The organism is Helicobacter cinaedi PAGU611 (assembly GCF_000284635.1).
Classification (GTDB): domain Bacteria; phylum Campylobacterota; class Campylobacteria; order Campylobacterales; family Helicobacteraceae; genus Helicobacter_C; species Helicobacter_C cinaedi.
Window position 1 is genome coordinate 998,758 of record NC_017761.1, and the last position, 18,141, is coordinate 1,016,898.

Sequence of the window (18,141 nt, forward strand, 5' to 3'; positions counted from 1 at the left end):
TTATTGCATTATGCTAATTTGTGGAGTTAGAATCTTGTTTCAATCTCATCATACAATTCATACCAAAGATGTTAAAAGCATTTTGTTGCGGCTGCCAAATTGGCTAGGCGATAGCGTTATGGTGTCTTCTGCGTTTGAATGGCTTAAGCTTAGCTTCCCCTGTGCTGATTTTAGCCTTGTAGGCACAAAGGCGAGTTGTGGAATCTATGAGCGAGATTCACGCATTAAACATATTTTTATTGATGAAAGCAAAAAGGCTAAATCTAGAATCCTAGCCACAAAAGACTTAGCCAACGCCATAGGCAAACACGACTTAGCCATTACTTTTAGCAACACCTTTTTTTCTGCCCTGCTTTTGTATCTCATAAAAAGCCCTGTGCGTATAGGTTACGCAAAAAACGCTCGTGGATTCTTGCTTACCCACGCATTAAAATTACAAAAGCAAAATTTACAAGGCAAAAAATATCATCAAGTGCTTTTATATCTCTCTCTCATCGCCCCACTTTTACAAGTAAGAGAGCAAGTCGCACACACACTTTCTAACACTCTTACAAGAACATTGCCAAATAATGCCCCAAAAGAGCCAATTTCACATAAGATTCTAATGCCAAATGAAATCCTAGAAGCCCTTTCAACAAAGCCTTTAACGCTTATCTCACATTCCATAGATTTAGCACATTTAGCTTCCTCAAAAACAAACTCAAATCAGCCAATTATCGGTATAAATCCCGGTGCTGCCTTTGGGAGTGCGAAGCGATGGGAGCAGTCGCATTTTGTAAGCGTGATAGAATATTTTTTAGATAAAGAATATCAAGTTTATCTTTTTGGATCAAGTGCTGAATCTAGTGCAAATATAGACATTGCTAACGCCTTAAAGAATCATAAAAACTTACAATATTTTCATAATCTCACAGATAAAACAGGCTTAAGCGAATTAATTGACTATATCAACGCTATGAGTGTATTTGTTACAAATGATAGCGGACCTATGCATATCGCCACAGCGTTGAAGGTCCCAATAGTAGCCATTTTTGGACCAACAGATATAAATGAAACTGCCCCATATACCCCAACCCACACAGAGCAGTCTATTGCCCTACTTCACGCTGACTTGCCCTGCTCTCCTTGCAAAAAGCGTGAATGTCCGCTCAAACATCATAATTGTATGAAGCTCATCTCGCCACAGGAAGTTATCACTTCCACTCTAAGAGTGCTAGAAATCAACCAAAAAAGGCTAAATGATGATAATTGACGCACATAGCTCCACACCATTGCAACGCTACAAGATTCTAAGTAATACCATAACCCCCCGCCCAATCGCGTGGGTTAGCACGATTTTTCCAAATGGTGGGATAAATCTCGCACCCTTTAGTTTCTTTGCACCCATCAGCGTGAATCCGCCTATTTTTTCGCTCTGTATAATGCAAAAAAGTGATGGCAGTCAAAAAGATACTTTTAGGAATATCACACAATCAAAAAGAGCTACCATCAGTATGTGCGAGCTTTCGCATTTAGAAGCCTTGCAGAATTCTAGCAATGAACTTGATTTTAATGTGAGTGAAGCGAGTGAGTTTGGTATTTCGCTTGAGATTATAGAATCTAACTATCCACCCGTGCCGCAAGGAATAAAAGTCGCTTTTATGTGTGAGCTGTATGATGTGCTAGAGCTTGGCGATAGTAAGAGTGTGCTACTTGAAGCAAAAAGCTTTTATATCGCTGATGAAATTTATACGCAGGATTTAAACTTTTTGCCACAATTTATTGGACGCGTAGGGCGGATTTACAAAAGCCCGGGCAGTCAAATATTCTTACAAAACAACCACGAAAAAAAGGATTGATTATGCCCTTGTCATTATTAAAAGATTTAGTCAAGCTCCCTAGCATCACCCCGCAGGAATGTGGAATCTACACTATGATTAAAGAAAAATTTAGCCAGATTCAAACCCCGCTTTTAGAAAGCCTTGTCATTGAGCAGGAAAATAATGGTGTGAAAAATCTTTTTTACCTTTTCTATCCAAAGGGGGCTGATATAAGTGCATTGCCCCATTTATGCTTTGCTGGGCATATTGATGTCGTCCCCACAGGGGAAAGTTGGCAGTATGAACCATTCTCTGCTAAAGAAGTAGATGGATATATCTATGGCAGGGGAACACAGGATATGAAAGGCGGTGTGAGTGCGTTTGTGAGTGCAATTTGCCAAAGTTTAGAATCTCAAAGCCTTGAAAATTGTATGCTCTCTATCCTACTTACAAGCGATGAAGAAGGGGAAGGAACTTATGGCACAAAAATTATGCTAGAAACGCTACAAAAACGCCACTTACTGCCCCATTGCTGTATTGTCGCCGAGCCTACAAGCACACATCACACAGGCGATACGATAAAAATCGGGCGTCGCGGATCCATTAATGGCACACTCATCATTGAAGGCAAACAAGGGCATGCCGCCTATCCGCAAAAATGTCTTAATCCCATAGAATTGCTTGGGAGCAGACTTGGGTTTTTGGCTGGAGTGAATCTTGATAATGGCAATAGCTATTTTGAACCAAGCAAACTTGTGATAACCGATATTCGCGGGGGTATGGAGGTTGTGAATGTAACACCGCAGAATCTTAAAATAATGTTTAATGTAAGAAATTCCCCTTTAAGTGATGAATCTTCTATCCGCATATATGTAGAATCTACTCTTGCTACACTGCCCTATACGCTGACACTCAAAACAAGCTCTCTGCCCTTTATCACTGAAAGCAACACAGAGCTTGTAAAATCACTCAATGCCGTGATTGAAGCAAAGGTGGGTAAAAAGGCGGAGCTTAGCACAAGCGGTGGGACAAGCGATGCGAGATTTTTCTCTGCTTTTGGTGTCAAAGTGGTAGAACTTGGCGTCCCAAATGATAGAATCCACGCCATCAATGAGCGAGTAAAAATAGATGATATTCTCATACTGCACGATATTTTCATTGATTTTCTAGCAATTTTTAAAAATAGTGCTAAAAAATTTGTTTGAGTTTAGAATCTACACAATCTATAAAAGGAGTTATAAATGGCAATTATCGCACAAGCTAGGACATTAGAGTGGTTTTTTAAAGCTTACCCACAGCTCAATGTCGTAAAAGAATATATCTCTCAAGCTCTCAATCCGCAAAGTGAGATTCATAAAAGAATTTCAACACTTCAAATTCCACAATTTCAAGATAGAATTGAAGTGAGCTATCCCCTTGAATACGGCATTAGAGCCATTGAGCAAAGCTATTATCTTAAGCCTATGAAAAACGCATTTTTTGAAACACACAAAGCCTATTTGGACTTCCAGCTTGTGATAAGTGGCTATGAGTATATGTGTATTGGCGATAAAGACACTTTTGATGTGAAAATCCCTTATAATGAATCTAGGGATTTAATCGTGTATGAAAACACCCTACCACAGAATCTTTGCTTAAGTAATACAAATACCAAAGGAACGCAAACACAGCAAGATTCTAGCAATAATCAAAATAGAATGCTAGAATCTTGCTATACACTCCCAAACAACGAAACTTTAAATGCCCCTTACCGCACACAGATTCTTTTAAGTAGTGGGGATTTGGCTATATTTTTTCCAGAAGACACACACGCTGGGGGCTTAGAGCTAACACCTGATATACTCCCACATTCTAAAATTATCAAAAAAAGTGTGCTAAAAGTCCCGGTAAGCCTGATTCTCTAAGGCAAGTGGTAAATTTAAAAACTTGCAAATTAGAATCTCTAGCAAAACTCAATCAATCACTTGCGAGTCTGCTTTAAGTCCAAAATCTCTAAAATAAATATGCTTTCGCCTAGAATCTCAGCTTAACTTTCCTGCATACACGCCATAAACTCTTCCTCACTCAAAGTCTTAACACCTAGATTCTGTGCTTTTTCAAGTTTGCTCCCTGCCTTTTCTCCATAAATCACAAAATCCGTCTTCTTACTGACACTTGAGCTTATCTTTGCCCCCTTAGATTCTAGCATTTCAACAATCTCATCTCGTGGCTTATTCAATGTGCCTGTTAGCACGATACTTTTGCCATAAAAAATATGCCCACTATCAAGCTTTATCTGCTCAATTTTTGGACTAATAATTTCAAGCAATTTTGCTATAAGCTCCTTATTTGCGTGGTTAAACTCCACAAGTGAATACGCCATCTCTTCCCCAAAGCCATCAAGACCTAGAATCTGCTGAAAATCCGCACTAAAAGTATCTCTGCCAAAGCTTTGAGCTAATCTCTTACTTGCCCCCTCGCCTATATGCTCAATCCCAAGTGCATTGATAAAACGCCATAGTTCCACGCCTATGGTATTTTGTATGGCTACAATAAGATTTTTCGCCCTTTTTTCTTTCCAGCCCTCAAGGGCTAAAAGCTGAGATTCTTCTAAAGCATAAATATCTAAAATACTTTGGATTAAGCCATTTTCAAAAAGCTGAATTACAATCTTTTCGCCAAGCCCATCAATATTGAGTGCTTTTTTTGAAGCAAAATGGATAATAGATTCTATCACTCGTGCTTCACAGCTCAAATTTTGACATTTGATAAAAATCTCTTCAATCAATAGCTCCTGCCTACACACAGGGCAATGCGTGGGCTTTGTGATAGGGATTTGTGTGCCATCACGCAACGCAGTTATAGGCTTAATAATCTTAGGTATCACATCGCCACTGCGGATAATAATCACTTCATCATTTATGCGTATATCCTTGCGTTCAATCTCGCTAAAATTATGCAGTGTCGCACGAGCAATCATCGCCCCTTCAATCTCCACAGGCTCTAGTTCCGCCACAGGTGTGATAATCCCCGTGCGTCCCACTTGCAAGGTAATATCTAGAATCTTAGAGCTTTTCTCCACCGCTGGAAACTTAAACGCACACGCAAAACGCGGAGCTTTAATCGTCCAGCCCAGCCTTTGTTGAATCTCTATTTCATCTAGCATTATCACCATACCATCAAGCATTATGGGATAGTCATCGCGTTTTGATATAAGTATTTTATACATCTGCATAATATCATCACTTCCCTCGCAGTGCGTAAGGAAAGGCACAGGAGCAAAGCCAAAATCTGTAATTTTTTGTAACGCTTCATAAAAGCTACCAAATTGACTAAGCCCCGCCCCAATCCCCCAAGGCATAAAGCGGAGTTTCCTTTGAGCCGTAATCTTAGAATCTAGCTGTCTTAGGCTGCCAGCAGCGGCGTTTCGTGGGTTAGCAAAAAGGCTTAGATTCTGCTCCAATCGCTCGTTATTTATCTTTTCAAAATCATCTTTAGCTATCACAACTTCTCCGCGTATCTCAATCTCACCTTTATAATCAATGCTTAAAGGAATGCTTTGAATCGTCCTAGCATTGCTCGTTACAAGCTCTCCTACAATGCCATCGCCCCTTGTAGTCGCACTCACTAAGATTCCATCACGATATAAGAGATTGAGACTTGCCCCATCAAACTTTGGCGAACAGGTAAAGTGTGAATGCGGATAGCTTTTATAAATCCTTTCACACCACTCTTGCATCTCCGCTTGATTAAAGACATCTTCCAAGCTCCACATACGCTCTATATGGGAATTTTTACTAAAAGATTCTAAAGGTGTGCCACCTACGCGTTGGGTTGGGGAGTTTGGGCTAATCAATATTGGGTTTTGCCTTTCAAAGTTTAAGACTTGATGATACAGCTCATCATATTGGCTATCCGTGGCGATTGGGTCATCAAGCACATAGTAATGATACGCCATTTTTGTGAGCTTTTGAATGTTTGAGCTGTATTCTTGCTGCGTCATAAGTTGCCCTTTAGATTCTAAGTTTTTAGGATTTAATGCTATTTTATGTATTTTGCGATAGAATTATAGCACTTTCATTCAAATGCTACATTTTGCAAATGCTAAGTTTTGAAAATACCAAATTTGGAGGCAGGGTTTGACACAGGGACAAAATGCAATTGACAAAACCACTTCGTTACACCTTAATAATGAAGTGCAGTTTTTATGCTTTACACTTGAAGAGGAAAAAGATGGCACAAATCAGCTTTACGCAATGAATGTATTTAAAATCCGTGAGATTATCTACTATGATAATGAGCTAACAGAAACCGTTGGGGATAATAGCGGAATTATTCTAGGCTATCTCACGGTAAGAGATGAGACAATTCCGCTTGTAGATATGCGGCGATGGCTGTATTATAGCAAGGACGATCCTTGCAGAGATTTGCGAGAATACTCACTCAATACCGAAAAAAGCCTTGTGATTATTTGTAGCTTTTCAAACAACACCGTGGGGCTTAAGATTATGGGTGTGAAACGCATTATTCACAAAAGCTGGAATGCTATTAGTGTCGGATCGGAATTTGGCATTGATGGCGATGCGAAAATCACAGCAACAACAAAATATGATGATGGCTCTGTGATACAGATTCTAGATGTGGAGCGAATGCTTACAGAAGCCTTTCCTGTAGGTAATGCTGCAAATGAGCTTGAGATTAACGACTTGCAAAGTATTGCTAGTGATAAAATCGTGCTTTTGGCTGAAGATTCTAAATCGGCGGCAAAATCCTTGCAAAGAATTATAGAAAAGCTTGATCTAAAATACTTTAGCTTCCCTAATGGTGAAGCTTTACTTGACTACTTGCATAATCCGGGTGTGGCAGCAAAGATTGGTGCGATTATCACGGATTTAGAAATGCCTGTTGTCTCTGGCTTTGAAGTGTTAAAACGCATTAAAGAAACACCATCAACTTGCCATATCCCTGTGATTATCAATTCATCAATGAGTAGCGATAGCAACCATCAAATGGCGGAGCGACTGAAAGCCGATGGCTTTGTTAGTAAATCAAATCCTACCGAGATAGAACAAGCATTGCGGCAGATTCTCGTAGATATTGATTTTTAGAATCCCAACATCATATTGAAAAAGGTAAAAAATGTTAAGAACTCATTTGTGTGCAGAATTAAATGAAAAACATATTGGCAAAGAAGTGCAGGTATGTGGCTGGTGTAATACTTACCGAGACCACGGCGGCGTAATTTTTATTGACTTGCGTGATAAAAGCGGGATTATCCAGCTTGTGTGCGACCCGAATAGTCAGGCTCATAGCATTGCTTCAAGTGTGCGTGATGAATATGTGCTTATCGCTAAAGGGAAAATCCGCACTCGTGGTGAAGGGCTAGAAAATCCAAAGCTCAAAACGGGAATGATTGAAGTCGTGCTTGAAAGCCTAGTGATTGAAAATAAATCGCCCACACCTCCCATTGCCATTGGCGATGAAAGTGTGAATGAAGAGTTAAGGCTTAAATATCGCTATTTGGACTTACGCTCTCCTAAAGCCTATAATATTTTTAAAATCCGCTCCGATGCGGCAATCGCAGCAAGGAATAGCTTACAAAAAATGGGCTTTCTTGAAGTGGAGACACCCATTCTCACAAAGGCTACACCTGAAGGAGCAAGGGACTATCTCGTGCCTTCTCGCGTGCATTCTGGCGAGTTTTATGCCCTGCCCCAAAGCCCACAGCTTTTTAAACAGCTCCTAATGATGAGTGGCTTTGATAAATATTTTCAAATTGCCAAATGCTTTAGAGATGAGGATTTGCGTGCGGATAGACAGCCCGAATTTACTCAAATTGACATTGAGATGAGCTTTTGTGAGCAAAATGACATTATTACTATGGCGGAGACATTATTGCAGGATATTTTTGTAGCCTGTGGCGAAAGCATACAAACGCCTTTTATGCGTATGCCTTACACTCAAGCAATGGAATCTTATGGGAGTGATAAGCCGGATTTACGCTTTGAAATGCCCCTTGTGGAAGTCGGCGATTTATTTTTAGATTCTAATAATGAGATATTTAAAAATATCGCTAAAGATTCCAAAAATAATCGCTTTAAGGCACTTTGTGTCAAAGGTGGAGATAGCTTTTTTACACGCAAAAGTTTGGGCGAGGCAGAAGAGTTTGTGCGGAAGTTTGGTGCTAAAGGTTTGGCATATATTCAAGTGAAGGAAAACGAATTGAAAGGTCCGCTTGTGAAATTTATTTCAGAATCTGCTATGAATGAGCTTATCTCACGCGTGGAGGCGGAGCCTAATGACATTATTTTCTTTGGTGCTGGGGCTAAAAAAGTCGTGTGGGACTATATGGGGCGGTTGCGATTAAAAATTGCTATGGATATGAATCTTATTGATGAAAATATGCGGAAGTTTTTGTGGGTGGTGGATTTCCCAATGTTTGAAAAAGAAGATGGCAAGGTCAAAGCCCTGCACCACCCTTTCACAATGCCAAAAGATTTAGACAAAGATGATGTTGAAGAGATAGAATCTATCGCCTATGATGTGGTGCTAAATGGCATTGAACTCGGCGGTGGAAGCATTAGAATCCATAAAGATAGCATTCAAAAACGCGTGTTTGAACTGCTTGGCATTAGCAATAATGAAGCACAAGATAAGTTTGGATTCTTGCTTGAAGCCCTAAGCTTTGGAGCGCCACCTCACGGGGGAATTGCCATAGGTTTTGATAGGCTTATTATGCTTTTAGCTAAAACGCAAAGTATCCGCGATGTGATAGCTTTCCCTAAAACGCAAAAAGCTACCTGCCCACTTACCCTTGCCCCAAGTGCGGTAAGCGATGAGCAGCTAAGAGATGTTCATATCCGCCTTAAAGGGGAATGAGTGGATTCTCATAATAATATAAAAACAAAGAGTTTCTTTCTCTCTTTGCCCTTTCTCTTTGTGCTTTATGCGACACTCTGCATTCTTGGTATTTTAGCTTGGCGATATTTCGTTACACAAGCACCACTTTTTGAACACACTTATTTAGAACTTATATCAAGGGGAATTGTCCTTGTTTTTTATCTTTTTGTCGTGAATCTTCCTGCATTTTTTCTTATATTTATTCCCATATTGCGACAAAGTCTTGTTGTTTTTGGCGTATGTCTTGCCCTTGTTGTTGCCTTTTCTCTCACGGGGTTGCCTGCTACCCTAACTCTCAGCAATCAAATTTTTATGATTCCTTGGTTTGTGATATGGGAAAGCTTTATTATAGTCGGCATTGTGTGTAATACCTTTTTCCGCAACACACCCAAGCTCAATGCATCTATCGTGCTAGCTTCAAGCCTTACAATCATTTTTGGCTTTTGCCTTGGCGTTGTGCTTTTTATATTTTGCATAGCATTTCAATTCTCTATCTTTGACAAATATGATTTTACCGGCAAAAACTATGGGATACCATCTTATAAACAAGTTCTCTTTCAAAACTCGGGATTTTAGATTCTAAAATCCGCTAGATTCTATTCTCTTACAGAATCTAGCACCGCAACCTTTAGAATCTATTTTACTCAAATCTTACTTTTAATAAAGGCTTCCATTTCACTTACAATCGCTTCAATGCTCCGCTCACCATTAATCCTATGTAGCACATTGCTTTGTGTATAAAATGCTTCAATCTCTTTAAGCGGAGTGAGATACACCTGCATACGATTATTAAATACTTCTGCATTATCATCAGCCCCCCTAGCTCGTCCCAGAACTCTATCTCGTGCCATAGATTCACTCACTTCAACTTCTATCACGCTTATAAGCTTAACTTCGCTTTGAGCTTTAAGCTTCTTATCCAAGGCTTCCATTTGCTCCACACTTCGCGGATACCCATCAATGATAATCACATCTTTTGGGGCGTTTGCCATAGCCTTTACAATCGTGCTTACCACAATATCAAGCGGCACAAGATTCCCTTTACTGATAAAGCCATCTATGATTTTCCCTTGCTCACTGCCACTTGCGACCTCTTCTCTTAGCAAATCGCCCGTGGAATAATGCACGATAGAATCCGCACTATTCTTTGCGATAAGCTGTGCGTCTGTGGTTTTCCCACTGCCCGGTGCTCCAATGATTAAAAACAACTTTTTCATAAACTCTCCTTTACATTGTTTTATGATTTTCAACAGAGCTAAAATTATAACTTGTGAAACCTTAAGAGTATATGCTTTCAGCAATTTTTCAGCAAAAAAATAAGAAAATCCCACCTTTAAATTTTCACAAATAAGGAGTTTTTATGCTAAGACATAAGCTTATCGCTACACTTGGGGGGGGGCTGCTTCTGCTATCTTCTTCTACTTTGGCTGCGACATTAGATTCTCTTCAAAAAGACATTGATGAACTCAATGATCGCGTTGATGCAAATGAGCTTGCCGCCACACTTAATAAAGTGAAATTTGGGCTTGAATTTACCACAGCGTTAAACAACATTCAATCAAAAGCAGAAGGCACAACGAAAAATTACAAAAACCGCTGGGCTATGGGACTTTACCTTAATATGAATGCCGATGTGAATAGATATACAAAATTCACAGGGCGTCTTTCTATGACAAAAGCATTTGGTGATATTGATTTGGGTTATCCTGCAGTTGGGACGATCGGTTCGCTAGATGCAGGACGCGGTATAGCCGGAGGAAGTGCTATCTATGTAGAAAGAGCCTATGTAGATATTTATATGGGGAAATATACCGCCCTTACTATCGGTCGTTTGCCCGGCACTGATGGTCCCGGATCAAATCTCCGCAATAGCTCGGCTCGTATGAGCACATACCCTGCCCTTGCGGTAAATGCACTTGGCGATGGTGCTGTGCTAACACTCAAACCTTATACAAACGCAGCCCTAAGAGCTGGATATTCTAAAATCTATCAACCCTTGAATCCAAATAGTTCTTCTGCTGGTGGAAATATTTGGGGTAATAAAGGTGCAAGTGATGCAAATCTGTTCTTTGGTGCGTTTGAAACACCTTTTGCACCAAAAAGCTTTGGGCAAAATCTCTTAATGCTGACTTATATCAATCTCCAAAACTATGCCACACCTGATATAAAAACAGGTCAGACTAGCTCAACTAATGGCTCAACAAATACAACTAATGCTGTAATTCCCGCCCAAAATATTGGCGATATGCAATATGTGAATCTTCATATTGAAAATGACAAAATGCTTGGCACAGGGCTTAACTGGTTTGTATCAGCAAGTTATTATAAAGGTAGTAATGGTAAGTCAAGCAAGCTAGCAGAAACAATAGCAAATACACAAAATGCGGATACGCCTTATATCAAGTTTGCCAACGAAAATGCGTGGGCGGTTCACGCTGGATTGCGTTATGATATTGGCTCGACTTTCAAAATCGGCTACGAATACTTCAAAGGTAGTCAATATTGGTATGCTTTCTCTCGTGTAAGCATTAATGATCCATTCAACTTCCGCAATACACGCGGTGATGTACACGATGTCTATGCGATTTGGCAGCTTGATTTGAATCAATTTTTCCGCCTAAGCTACACAAGACAACATTTTGATTATAACACAGCTGCTATGCCTATGCCTACACCAAAAGCAGATATTACAAATCAAAACATCGCTCTTGCGTATCTTTTGAGATTCTAAGAAAGGAGTAAGAAATGAAAAAATATATTGCAATCGCCCTTATCGCTGGGCTTCCTAGCTTTATGTTAGCAGATTGTGCTTCACTTATGAAGCAATATAATGCTCCTGATCCATCATCTAAGACAATGGCTCAAATCAATCGTTGGCTAAAAAAAGTGGATAATGCCGCTGATGCCAAAACGCTTGAAAGCTGTATGATAGCTCAAGCTGCTGATAATCCAAACAAAGCACAAGTTGCTGGTAAATAACACTTCTATTTGCCCCTGTATGCTATCATATCGGGGCAGTTTCTCTTTTTTCCGCTTATTTATAAATACTAGAAATTGTGAATCTAAAACCTATGGTGCAACAATGTTAAGACAATTTATAATGCGATTTTGCTTTTTCTTTGCCTATCCCATATTCCTTTGTGCAGAACATTTTGATTACAGCTCATTACAACCCTTAGAGCAAGTTTCTAAGAATCTAACAAACTATGAGAATCCTTACATCTATGAGCCTACAAGTAGGCTAGGCTACCTTAGCGTTGGCTCTGGGCTAATTTTAGGCGGGACACTTGTAGGAGCTGGTGTGCTGTATCTTATGCCGGAGAGTGTAACAAACTGGGATAAAAAAGAGATTTATAATCTTGGCGATAATTGGGCTAGGAAAACTGCGTGTGGTCCTATCGTAGATGGTGATGATTGGTATTTAAACTGGATTACTCACCCATATTGGGGTGCAGTGTATTATATGCAGCCGCGTGTAGCAGGATATAGCTGGGCTGAATCTGCTCTGTATAGCACTCTTGCTTCTGCACTCTTTTGGGAATATGGTGTGGAAGCCTTTGCCGAAACGCCCTCTTGGCAGGATCTTGTCATCACCCCTGCGGTTGGCTCAATTCTAGGAGAGCTATTTTATCAAGCGAGTATGAAGATTCACAAAAATCACAATACTTTGCTTGGCTCAAGATTCCTTGGCAAAACTGCATTGCTTCTTATGGATCCTGTGGGTTTTATTTTGCAGGATTTGAGCCTTGCAAATGCCTTTGGTGTGAAAAATAAAAATGATATGCAAAGCTTTATCACACCCACAAGTGGCAAAAGTGGCTCTGGAGCTAGGCTTGTTGTAGTGAAATATTTCTAATGCCAAATCCCCAACATATCCAACATCTCCACTATATCTATGGTGGCATTTACACATTATTATGGGATAATACGCCCATATCTTTAGGAATCTACACAAACGCCACACATATCACACACATCACTTGGGACAAAAAGCTTTTAAATAAATCTCACAAAACGCCCTTAAGTGATGAATGTGCCTTGCAGATTCAAGCCTATTTTGATAAAAAACTTCTCTATTTTGATTTGCCCCTTTTGCCACAGGGAAGTGCGTTTCAAATGCGTGTATGGGAAGCTTTAAGGCAGATTCCTTATGGGGAGAAACGAAGCTATAAAGACATTGCTAGAGCTATTCATAATCCTAATGCTTCACGGGCTGTTGGCAACGCAAACAATGCAAATCCATTAATGATACTTATCCCTTGTCATCGTGTAGTGCGTGAAAATGGGGACATTGGCGGATATGCCTTAGATATATTCAAAAATGCAATGGGCATAAAAGCTAAACTTTTAGAGCTTGAATCTAGCCCTAAATACTAAAATCATAAAAACTCACACTTAACATAATGCCTTGTGTATCAAAAGATTCACCTTTAATCTTTTTGCTTTTTTCGTTAAACCCTCGTGTATAGCCCACACTTAGCCCATAGCCTTGTGCAATATCTATAAAAAGCTCTGCTCTTGCTAATCCACCATAGATGTTATATTGCTCTTTTGGAATATGTGGCATAGCAAGATTACTCATCTCAAATCCCCCACCAAGCAACACAATCACTAACCCATTAAACAAACGATAGCCAATCTGTCCGCCCACAGAGCCACTATACAAGCCATTTTTGTTTTCAACCCCAGCACTCCCCTCAAGCCACGCGTTTAAAAGCACCTTTTTAGAATCCCCAAGCAAAAATCCACGCTTTAGCCCAAAAAGCACTGCCCCGCGTGTATTATCATAGCCCTGCTTACTTTTGACATTATACGCCACACCACCAATACTTACACTGCCAAAAGTGGAGTTATTCTCATAAATGGGTGCGGGTGAAAAATCCACTGCGAGAAGATTCTGCCCCACACTCAACACAAAAAGTGAAAGTAAGAATCTCTTAAGTATTCCTCCCACAGCCACTACCCCCAAATGCTTCCTGTGTATGGCTGACTTTTATCCACATCATCATAACGCTTTCTGCCTCTTTTATTTCCGCCCATATCTCTACCATTACCCCTGCTATTGTTTCTTTGAGATTGTGGCTTAGACTTTGCATTGTGTGAAAATTTGCTAGATTTTTTATTGTGTTTTTGCTCTTTAGATTCGGATTGGGATTCAAGCTGGGCGATTTGCTCTTTACTTAGCCCAATCTTATTTTGCTTACTTTTTTCCAAATGCAAGGCAATGAGCTTAAGGCAAAGTTGTGTTGTATCAACCTTATCTTTAAGCTTTTCATAAATCGCCACAGATTTATCATTAACCTTAGCGTGGGAAATCTCTTGTGAAAACGCATCATCGCTGTATTCCTGCGTAATCTCACACAATGTGAGCTTTGCTTTTGTAATCTGTTTAATCTTGCTTAAATCTTTATATTCAAGCGGTGTGGCAAGGGTGATAGCCACACCCTTTTTCCCTGCCCTGCCTGTTCGCCCTATGCGATGCACATAGCTTTCAGGATTCAGCGGTATGTGATAGTTAAACACATGACTCACATCGCTAATATCAAGCCCACGCGAAGCCACATCAGTTGCCACAAGCAGTTCAATCTCATTTTCCTTAAACGCCTTAATGGCTGTGCGTCTATCCCACTGCTCCATATCGCCGTGCAGTGCCATAGCCTTGAATCCCTTTGTAACAAGCCTTGTCGCCAATGCATCGGCTTCTTTTTTGGTGCGTGTGAAAATAATGCTTTTTGTGGGATTTTGCGTCTCAAGTAGCCGCACAATCGCTTCATCTCGCTCCCCTTCATTGATAATGTAGTATTGCTGTTCTATGTCTTTATTTGTAATATCTGTGGGAGTGATTTTTACAAACTCCGGCTTATCTAGAATCTTCAAGGCTAGATTCTTGATAGGCTCTGGCATTGTGGCGGAAAAGAGCAAGGTTTGGTGCGTATTTGGCAAAAACTTAAAAATCTCTTCAATATCATCTAAAAAGCCCATATCAAGCATTTCATCAGATTCATCAAGCACTACTACCTTTGGAGCGAAATTCTCTATCCTGCCATTTTGCAAGTGATCAAGCAATCTGCCCGGTGTAGCTATCATCACCTTTGGCTTTTTCTCTAACAAATCACATTGCCGCTTGATACTCTGCCCCCCATACATACAAATGGTTTTAATACGCCCAAATCGCCCAAGCTTTAGCACCTCTTCGCTAATTTGCATAGCAAGTTCTCGTGTGGGTGTAATCACAAGGGCTTCAATCTCTTTGTTGCGACTAAGGGCATTTAAAATGGGGATACTAAAGGCAGCCGTTTTGCCCGTGCCTGTTTGAGCTTGAGCGATTAAGTCTTTGCCTTGTAAAACAATAGGGATACTTTGAGCTTGAACGGGGCTAGGAGAGCTAAATCCCGCTTCTTTAATGCCCTTTAACACAAAATCTTTTAAGCCAAATGTTTCAAAGCTTTGTTCGTTTTGGGCTGGAGATTCTTGAGTGGGTGTTTGTGAATCTTGTGTCATTAGTTGCCTTTATGTAATGGATTTGATAATGTTATTTTCATAAATTTGAAGCAATTTAAAAAACGCGATTATAGCAAAAATTGTGCTTTTTGGGATAAATTTACAAAAATATTATAAGCCTTAGCTATAATGCTAATGCTTTAATAATTTTTAGCACAATCAAATATAAGGATAAAAGTGAATCTGGAAAGCACCCTTATCACACTCTATGATTCTACGCCTTTTGGGGCAAGTTTTTTAGCTGGGATTCTTACCTTTCTAAGCCCTTGCCTACTGCCGCTTATCCCCCCTTATATCTCTTACATCTCTGGCATAAGTATTGAAGAGCTACATCAAAAAACAACACACAAATCCCGCATAATCCTAGCTTCACTTTTATTCATCTTTGGTTTTTCAGCAACCTTTATAACCCTTGCTCTCTTTGCTGAATCTACCCTTAGCTCAATCCTTAGCTCATCTATTATGCGGTATATTGCTGGGGGGGTGATTATCCTTTTTGGGATTCATTTTTTGTTTCAATTTAAATTCGCCTTTTTGTATAAAGCCTTTCATTTTAGCCCAAATCACACTGCCTTTGGCTTTTTATCCCCCTTTGTGCTAGGCGTTGGCTTTAGTATCGGCTGGAGTCCTTGTGTGGGTCCCATTCTTGCTTCAATCTTAGCTCTTGGGATTTTTAATCAAAATAGTGCATTGTGGCTCATGCTATGCTATTGCTTGGGGCTTGGTTTGGCTTTTTTGCTCGTGGCGATTTTTATCAATACTGCCCTTAAAATGCTCAAAAAACTCACGCCCTTTCTTAAAGTCATTGAAGTGATTTCGGGGATTTTGCTTATTCTTATAGGCGTGTTGATTATGGCACAAAAGAGTGATTTTTTACTGACCTAAAGGAGTTTTATGCTGTTTAAAAATGCGATACTTTGTGATTATCAGGGAGTAAAAGAGGCGGACTTACGCACACAAAATGGGTTGATTTCACATATAGGCTCTTTAAGTCCTATGGAGAATGAAAAGGTGCTTGATATACAGGGTAAGATTCTATTTCCTGCGATGATTGATTTAAATATCGCCCCAAAAGCCCTATCTCTCTCAAGTAAAACGCTCATTTCCTTAGCACAAAAAGCCCTAAAAGGCGGTGTTGGCACAATTTTACTGAATCCTTATACAAATCCACCTTGCAGTGAAAATGGCTCTATTGAACTCATAAAAAGCCTAAATAGCAAATCCCCTATCCACCTGCTCCCCGCGATTAATCCACTCACGCCTAATGATAGACTTAGCGATATTAGCTCACTTCATCAAAGTGGGGGCAAAGCTATTTTTGTAAAAAGTGATTATGACGCCCATACTTTTATGCGTATCGCACAATACGCTCAAATGCTTCACATTCCGCTTATATGCTTCCCTCAAGATTCTACTCTCGCTGATGGGGCGATGAATGAAGGACTTTTAAGTGCGGAGTTAGGACTCCCTTCAATCCCCACATATAGCCAAACCAAAGAGATTCCAAAAATCGCCGAAATGCTAAAAGATTTACCCTTAAGGCTTATTTTTGATTCCCTTACCTATCCGCGTAGTTTTGAATTATTAGAATCTTACAAAAACAAGGGCTATGCCTGTGAGTTTTTTACCCAAAGCCCAATCCATCATCTCCTGCTTGATGAAAGCCTATGTCAAAACTACAACACCGCTGCCAAGCTTAACCCTCCGCTTGTAGATTCTATCTCACAAAAAGCATTGCTAGAAAAGCTTAAAAATGGCGAGATTGACTTGCTTGGCTCTTTGCAGTCGGCAGATTATAACTCTAAAAAGGACCAAGTTTTTGAGCTTGCAAGTTTTGGTATAGATGCCCTTGAATCTTACCTATCACTTCTTTATACATTTTTGCATAAAAGCCACAAGATTCCATTAGAGATAATCTCAAAGCTCACAAGCTTCACGCCCTCACAAATTCTAGGACTAAACAAAGGAGCATTGCAGGAAGGGAAAATCGCCGAGCTTGTGCTATTTAATCAACATCAAACATACATTTGTAGCGATATATTCTCTCCTTACTATCAACAAGAGCTTTGCGGTGTTGTAGAAGCGTTTTTAAGCAATGAGATTCTACACGATCCCAACAATAAACTTTAAAGGATAAAAAATGCAGGATTTTAAAAGCTTTCTTACAACTTTTATTCCACAGCTAGAACATTTAGGCATAGCTCTTTTCAAAGCTTGTATTATTTTGATTGTGGGCTATTATCTCTCGCGTTTTTTAAGCTCTAAAATCCGCAAGATTGTCGCCAAAAAAGATGAGATTCTATCCCGCTTTATCTCTCAAGTTGTCTTTATTCTCTGCCTTGTGGTGATGATTGTCGCTGCACTTGGCACGATTGGTGTGCAAACAAATTCCATCATCGCCGTGCTTGGGACTGCGGGTGTGGCTATCGCCCTTGGACTTAAAGATTCTCTTTCATCTGTGGCAAGTGGCATTGTGCTGATTATCTTGCGTCCATTTAAAAGGGGGGATTTGATTGAAGTAGGCGGTTTGGTAGGGAGTGTGGAGGCGATAAATCTTTTTACAACAAATCTCCGCTTAAATGATGGCAAGGTCGCTATTATCCCAAATAGCAATATGGCAACAGCAAATATCATAAATACCACTTTCAACGACCAAAGACGCATTGAGCTTATCATCGGTGTAGGTTATGAAAGTGATATAGAATCTGTGAAAAAAATTATCATTGATGTGCTAGAAAACACGCCTGAAGTTGATCCAAATCAACAGCATTTCATAGGCTTAACCGAGCTTGGAGTAAGCTCACTTAACTTCACACTCCGCTTTTGGGTGAAAATAGAATATGGCATTTTAAACACACAAAGCAAAGTGTTAGAATCTATAAAAATCGCCCTTGATAAAAACGGCATTGAGATTCCATATAACAAGCTTGATGTGAATATCACAAGCACAAAATAGGGCGTA

At 39.9% G+C, this 18,141-nt stretch carries 18 protein-coding genes; 14 read left to right on the forward strand and 4 right to left on the reverse strand.

Features of this window, described 5'->3' with window-relative positions:
• Positions 1 to 85 precede the first annotated feature (85 nt).
• Genes waaF through HCN_RS05000 form a run of 4 tightly spaced genes read left to right on the forward strand, consistent with a single transcriptional unit; the run spans position 86 to position 3,703 of the window.
• Entirely contained in the window at positions 86 to 1,252 is a 1,167-nt protein-coding gene (waaF, locus tag HCN_RS04985) for a lipopolysaccharide heptosyltransferase II (protein ID WP_232501880.1), read from the forward strand.
• Complete coding sequence (locus HCN_RS04990; protein WP_002956644.1) at positions 1,242 to 1,838, forward strand: flavin reductase family protein; 597 nt, start codon at positions 1,242 to 1,244, stop codon at positions 1,836 to 1,838. Before waaF ends, HCN_RS04990 begins: the two co-directional genes overlap by 11 nt.
• 2 nt (positions 1,839 to 1,840) lie before the next feature.
• Positions 1,841 to 3,004, forward strand: coding sequence for a succinyl-diaminopimelate desuccinylase (gene dapE / locus HCN_RS04995; protein WP_014666747.1), 1,164 nt, complete (start codon positions 1,841 to 1,843; stop codon positions 3,002 to 3,004).
• 36 nt (positions 3,005 to 3,040) lie between these two features.
• Positions 3,041 to 3,703 carry a YhcH/YjgK/YiaL family protein gene (locus HCN_RS05000; protein ID WP_014666748.1) on the forward strand — a complete coding sequence of 221 codons (663 nt, stop codon included), beginning with the start codon at positions 3,041 to 3,043 and terminating at the stop codon, positions 3,701 to 3,703.
• A gap of 122 nt (positions 3,704 to 3,825) precedes the next feature.
• Here HCN_RS05000 and ligA read toward each other — a convergent pair whose 3' ends face one another.
• Entirely contained in the window at positions 3,826 to 5,781 is a 1,956-nt protein-coding gene (ligA, locus tag HCN_RS05005) for an NAD-dependent DNA ligase LigA (protein ID WP_002956641.1), read from the reverse strand.
• Between the two features lie 136 nt (positions 5,782 to 5,917).
• Here ligA and HCN_RS05010 point away from each other — a divergent pair, with 136 nt between their 5' ends.
• From HCN_RS05010 to HCN_RS05020, 3 genes are read left to right on the forward strand one after another with little or no spacing between them, the layout of a single operon-like run.
• Complete coding sequence (locus tag HCN_RS05010) at positions 5,918 to 6,886, forward strand: chemotaxis protein (protein ID WP_002956640.1); 969 nt, start codon at positions 5,918 to 5,920, stop codon at positions 6,884 to 6,886.
• A gap of 31 nt (positions 6,887 to 6,917) precedes the next feature.
• A complete protein-coding gene (gene aspS / locus HCN_RS05015) occupies positions 6,918 to 8,657 on the forward strand; it encodes an aspartate--tRNA ligase (RefSeq protein WP_014666749.1) in 1,740 nt (579 codons plus the stop codon).
• On the forward strand, positions 8,658 to 9,254 hold the full coding sequence (locus HCN_RS05020) for a hypothetical protein (RefSeq protein WP_041309515.1): 597 nt from the start codon (positions 8,658 to 8,660) through the stop codon (positions 9,252 to 9,254).
• A 68-nt stretch (positions 9,255 to 9,322) separates the two neighbouring features.
• Here the strand turns inward: HCN_RS05020 and HCN_RS05025 are convergent, their stop codons facing one another.
• On the reverse strand, positions 9,323 to 9,895 hold the full coding sequence (locus HCN_RS05025) for an adenylate kinase (protein ID WP_014666750.1): 573 nt from the start codon (positions 9,893 to 9,895) through the stop codon (positions 9,323 to 9,325).
• Between the two features lie 143 nt (positions 9,896 to 10,038).
• Between HCN_RS05025 and HCN_RS05030 the strand changes: the two genes are divergently transcribed.
• The 4 genes from HCN_RS05030 to HCN_RS05045 all read left to right on the forward strand — a co-directional run bounded on the left by HCN_RS05030 (position 10,039) and on the right by HCN_RS05045 (position 13,055).
• Positions 10,039 to 11,409 (forward strand): DUF3373 family protein, encoded by a 1,371-nt coding sequence (locus tag HCN_RS05030; RefSeq protein WP_014666751.1) that lies wholly within the window; start codon positions 10,039 to 10,041, stop codon positions 11,407 to 11,409.
• 14 nt (positions 11,410 to 11,423) lie between these two features.
• Positions 11,424 to 11,657 (forward strand): hypothetical protein, encoded by a 234-nt coding sequence (locus tag HCN_RS05035; RefSeq protein ID WP_002956635.1) that lies wholly within the window; start codon positions 11,424 to 11,426, stop codon positions 11,655 to 11,657.
• Positions 11,658 to 11,778: 121 nt separating this feature from the next.
• Positions 11,779 to 12,534, forward strand: coding sequence for a DUF3943 domain-containing protein (locus HCN_RS05040; RefSeq protein ID WP_014666752.1), 756 nt, complete (start codon positions 11,779 to 11,781; stop codon positions 12,532 to 12,534).
• Positions 12,534 to 13,055: a methylated-DNA--[protein]-cysteine S-methyltransferase gene (locus HCN_RS05045; RefSeq protein ID WP_014667563.1), complete on the forward strand. Its 522-nt coding sequence runs from the start codon at positions 12,534 to 12,536 to the stop codon at positions 13,053 to 13,055. Before HCN_RS05040 ends, HCN_RS05045 begins: the two co-directional genes overlap by 1 nt.
• Here HCN_RS05045 and HCN_RS05050 read toward each other — a convergent pair.
• Entirely contained in the window at positions 13,045 to 13,632 is a 588-nt protein-coding gene (locus HCN_RS05050) for a hypothetical protein (protein ID WP_002956631.1), read from the reverse strand. The two genes, HCN_RS05045 and HCN_RS05050, sit on opposite strands and share 11 nt — an antisense overlap.
• 5 nt (positions 13,633 to 13,637) lie before the next feature.
• Positions 13,638 to 15,179 carry a DEAD/DEAH box helicase gene (locus HCN_RS05055; protein WP_002956629.1) on the reverse strand — a complete coding sequence of 514 codons (1,542 nt, stop codon included), beginning with the start codon at positions 15,177 to 15,179 and terminating at the stop codon, positions 13,638 to 13,640.
• 177 nt (positions 15,180 to 15,356) lie between these two features.
• On the opposite strand from HCN_RS05055, the gene HCN_RS05060 reads away from it, so the two are divergent.
• The 3 genes from HCN_RS05060 to mscS are packed head-to-tail and all read left to right on the forward strand — an operon-like array spanning position 15,357 to position 18,135.
• A complete protein-coding gene (locus tag HCN_RS05060; RefSeq protein WP_002956628.1) occupies positions 15,357 to 16,064 on the forward strand; it encodes a cytochrome c biogenesis CcdA family protein in 708 nt (235 codons plus the stop codon).
• A 9-nt stretch (positions 16,065 to 16,073) separates the two neighbouring features.
• Positions 16,074 to 17,309 (forward strand): metal-dependent hydrolase, encoded by a 1,236-nt coding sequence (locus HCN_RS05065; RefSeq protein WP_002956627.1) that lies wholly within the window; start codon positions 16,074 to 16,076, stop codon positions 17,307 to 17,309.
• Positions 17,310 to 17,319: 10 nt separating this feature from the next.
• On the forward strand, positions 17,320 to 18,135 hold the full coding sequence (gene mscS / locus HCN_RS05070) for a small-conductance mechanosensitive channel MscS (RefSeq protein WP_014666754.1): 816 nt from the start codon (positions 17,320 to 17,322) through the stop codon (positions 18,133 to 18,135).
• Positions 18,136 to 18,141 lie beyond the last annotated feature (6 nt).

What these genes read in the sequence shown, in the direction of transcription:
- HCN_RS04990 (WP_002956644.1), top strand. Translation starts at nt 1,242, where the DNA reads ATGATAATTGACGCACATAGCTCCACACCATTGCAACGCTACAAGATT.
- dapE (WP_014666747.1), top strand. Translation starts at nt 1,841, where the DNA reads ATGCCCTTGTCATTATTAAAAGATTTAGTCAAGCTCCCTAGCATCACC.
- HCN_RS05000 (WP_014666748.1), top strand. Translation starts at nt 3,041, where the DNA reads ATGGCAATTATCGCACAAGCTAGGACATTAGAGTGGTTTTTTAAAGCT.
- ligA (WP_002956641.1), bottom strand. Translation starts at nt 5,781, where the DNA reads ATGACGCAGCAAGAATACAGCTCAAACATTCAAAAGCTCACAAAAATG.
- aspS (WP_014666749.1), top strand. Translation starts at nt 6,918, where the DNA reads ATGTTAAGAACTCATTTGTGTGCAGAATTAAATGAAAAACATATTGGC.
- HCN_RS05025 (WP_014666750.1), bottom strand. Translation starts at nt 9,895, where the DNA reads ATGAAAAAGTTGTTTTTAATCATTGGAGCACCGGGCAGTGGGAAAACC.
- HCN_RS05030 (WP_014666751.1), top strand. Translation starts at nt 10,039, where the DNA reads ATGCTAAGACATAAGCTTATCGCTACACTTGGGGGGGGGCTGCTTCTG.
- HCN_RS05035 (WP_002956635.1), top strand. Translation starts at nt 11,424, where the DNA reads ATGAAAAAATATATTGCAATCGCCCTTATCGCTGGGCTTCCTAGCTTT.
- HCN_RS05040 (WP_014666752.1), top strand. Translation starts at nt 11,779, where the DNA reads ATGCGATTTTGCTTTTTCTTTGCCTATCCCATATTCCTTTGTGCAGAA.
- HCN_RS05045 (WP_014667563.1), top strand. Translation starts at nt 12,534, where the DNA reads ATGCCAAATCCCCAACATATCCAACATCTCCACTATATCTATGGTGGC.
- HCN_RS05055 (WP_002956629.1), bottom strand. Translation starts at nt 15,179, where the DNA reads ATGACACAAGATTCACAAACACCCACTCAAGAATCTCCAGCCCAAAAC.
- HCN_RS05065 (WP_002956627.1), top strand. Translation starts at nt 16,074, where the DNA reads ATGCTGTTTAAAAATGCGATACTTTGTGATTATCAGGGAGTAAAAGAG.
- mscS (WP_014666754.1), top strand. Translation starts at nt 17,320, where the DNA reads ATGCAGGATTTTAAAAGCTTTCTTACAACTTTTATTCCACAGCTAGAA.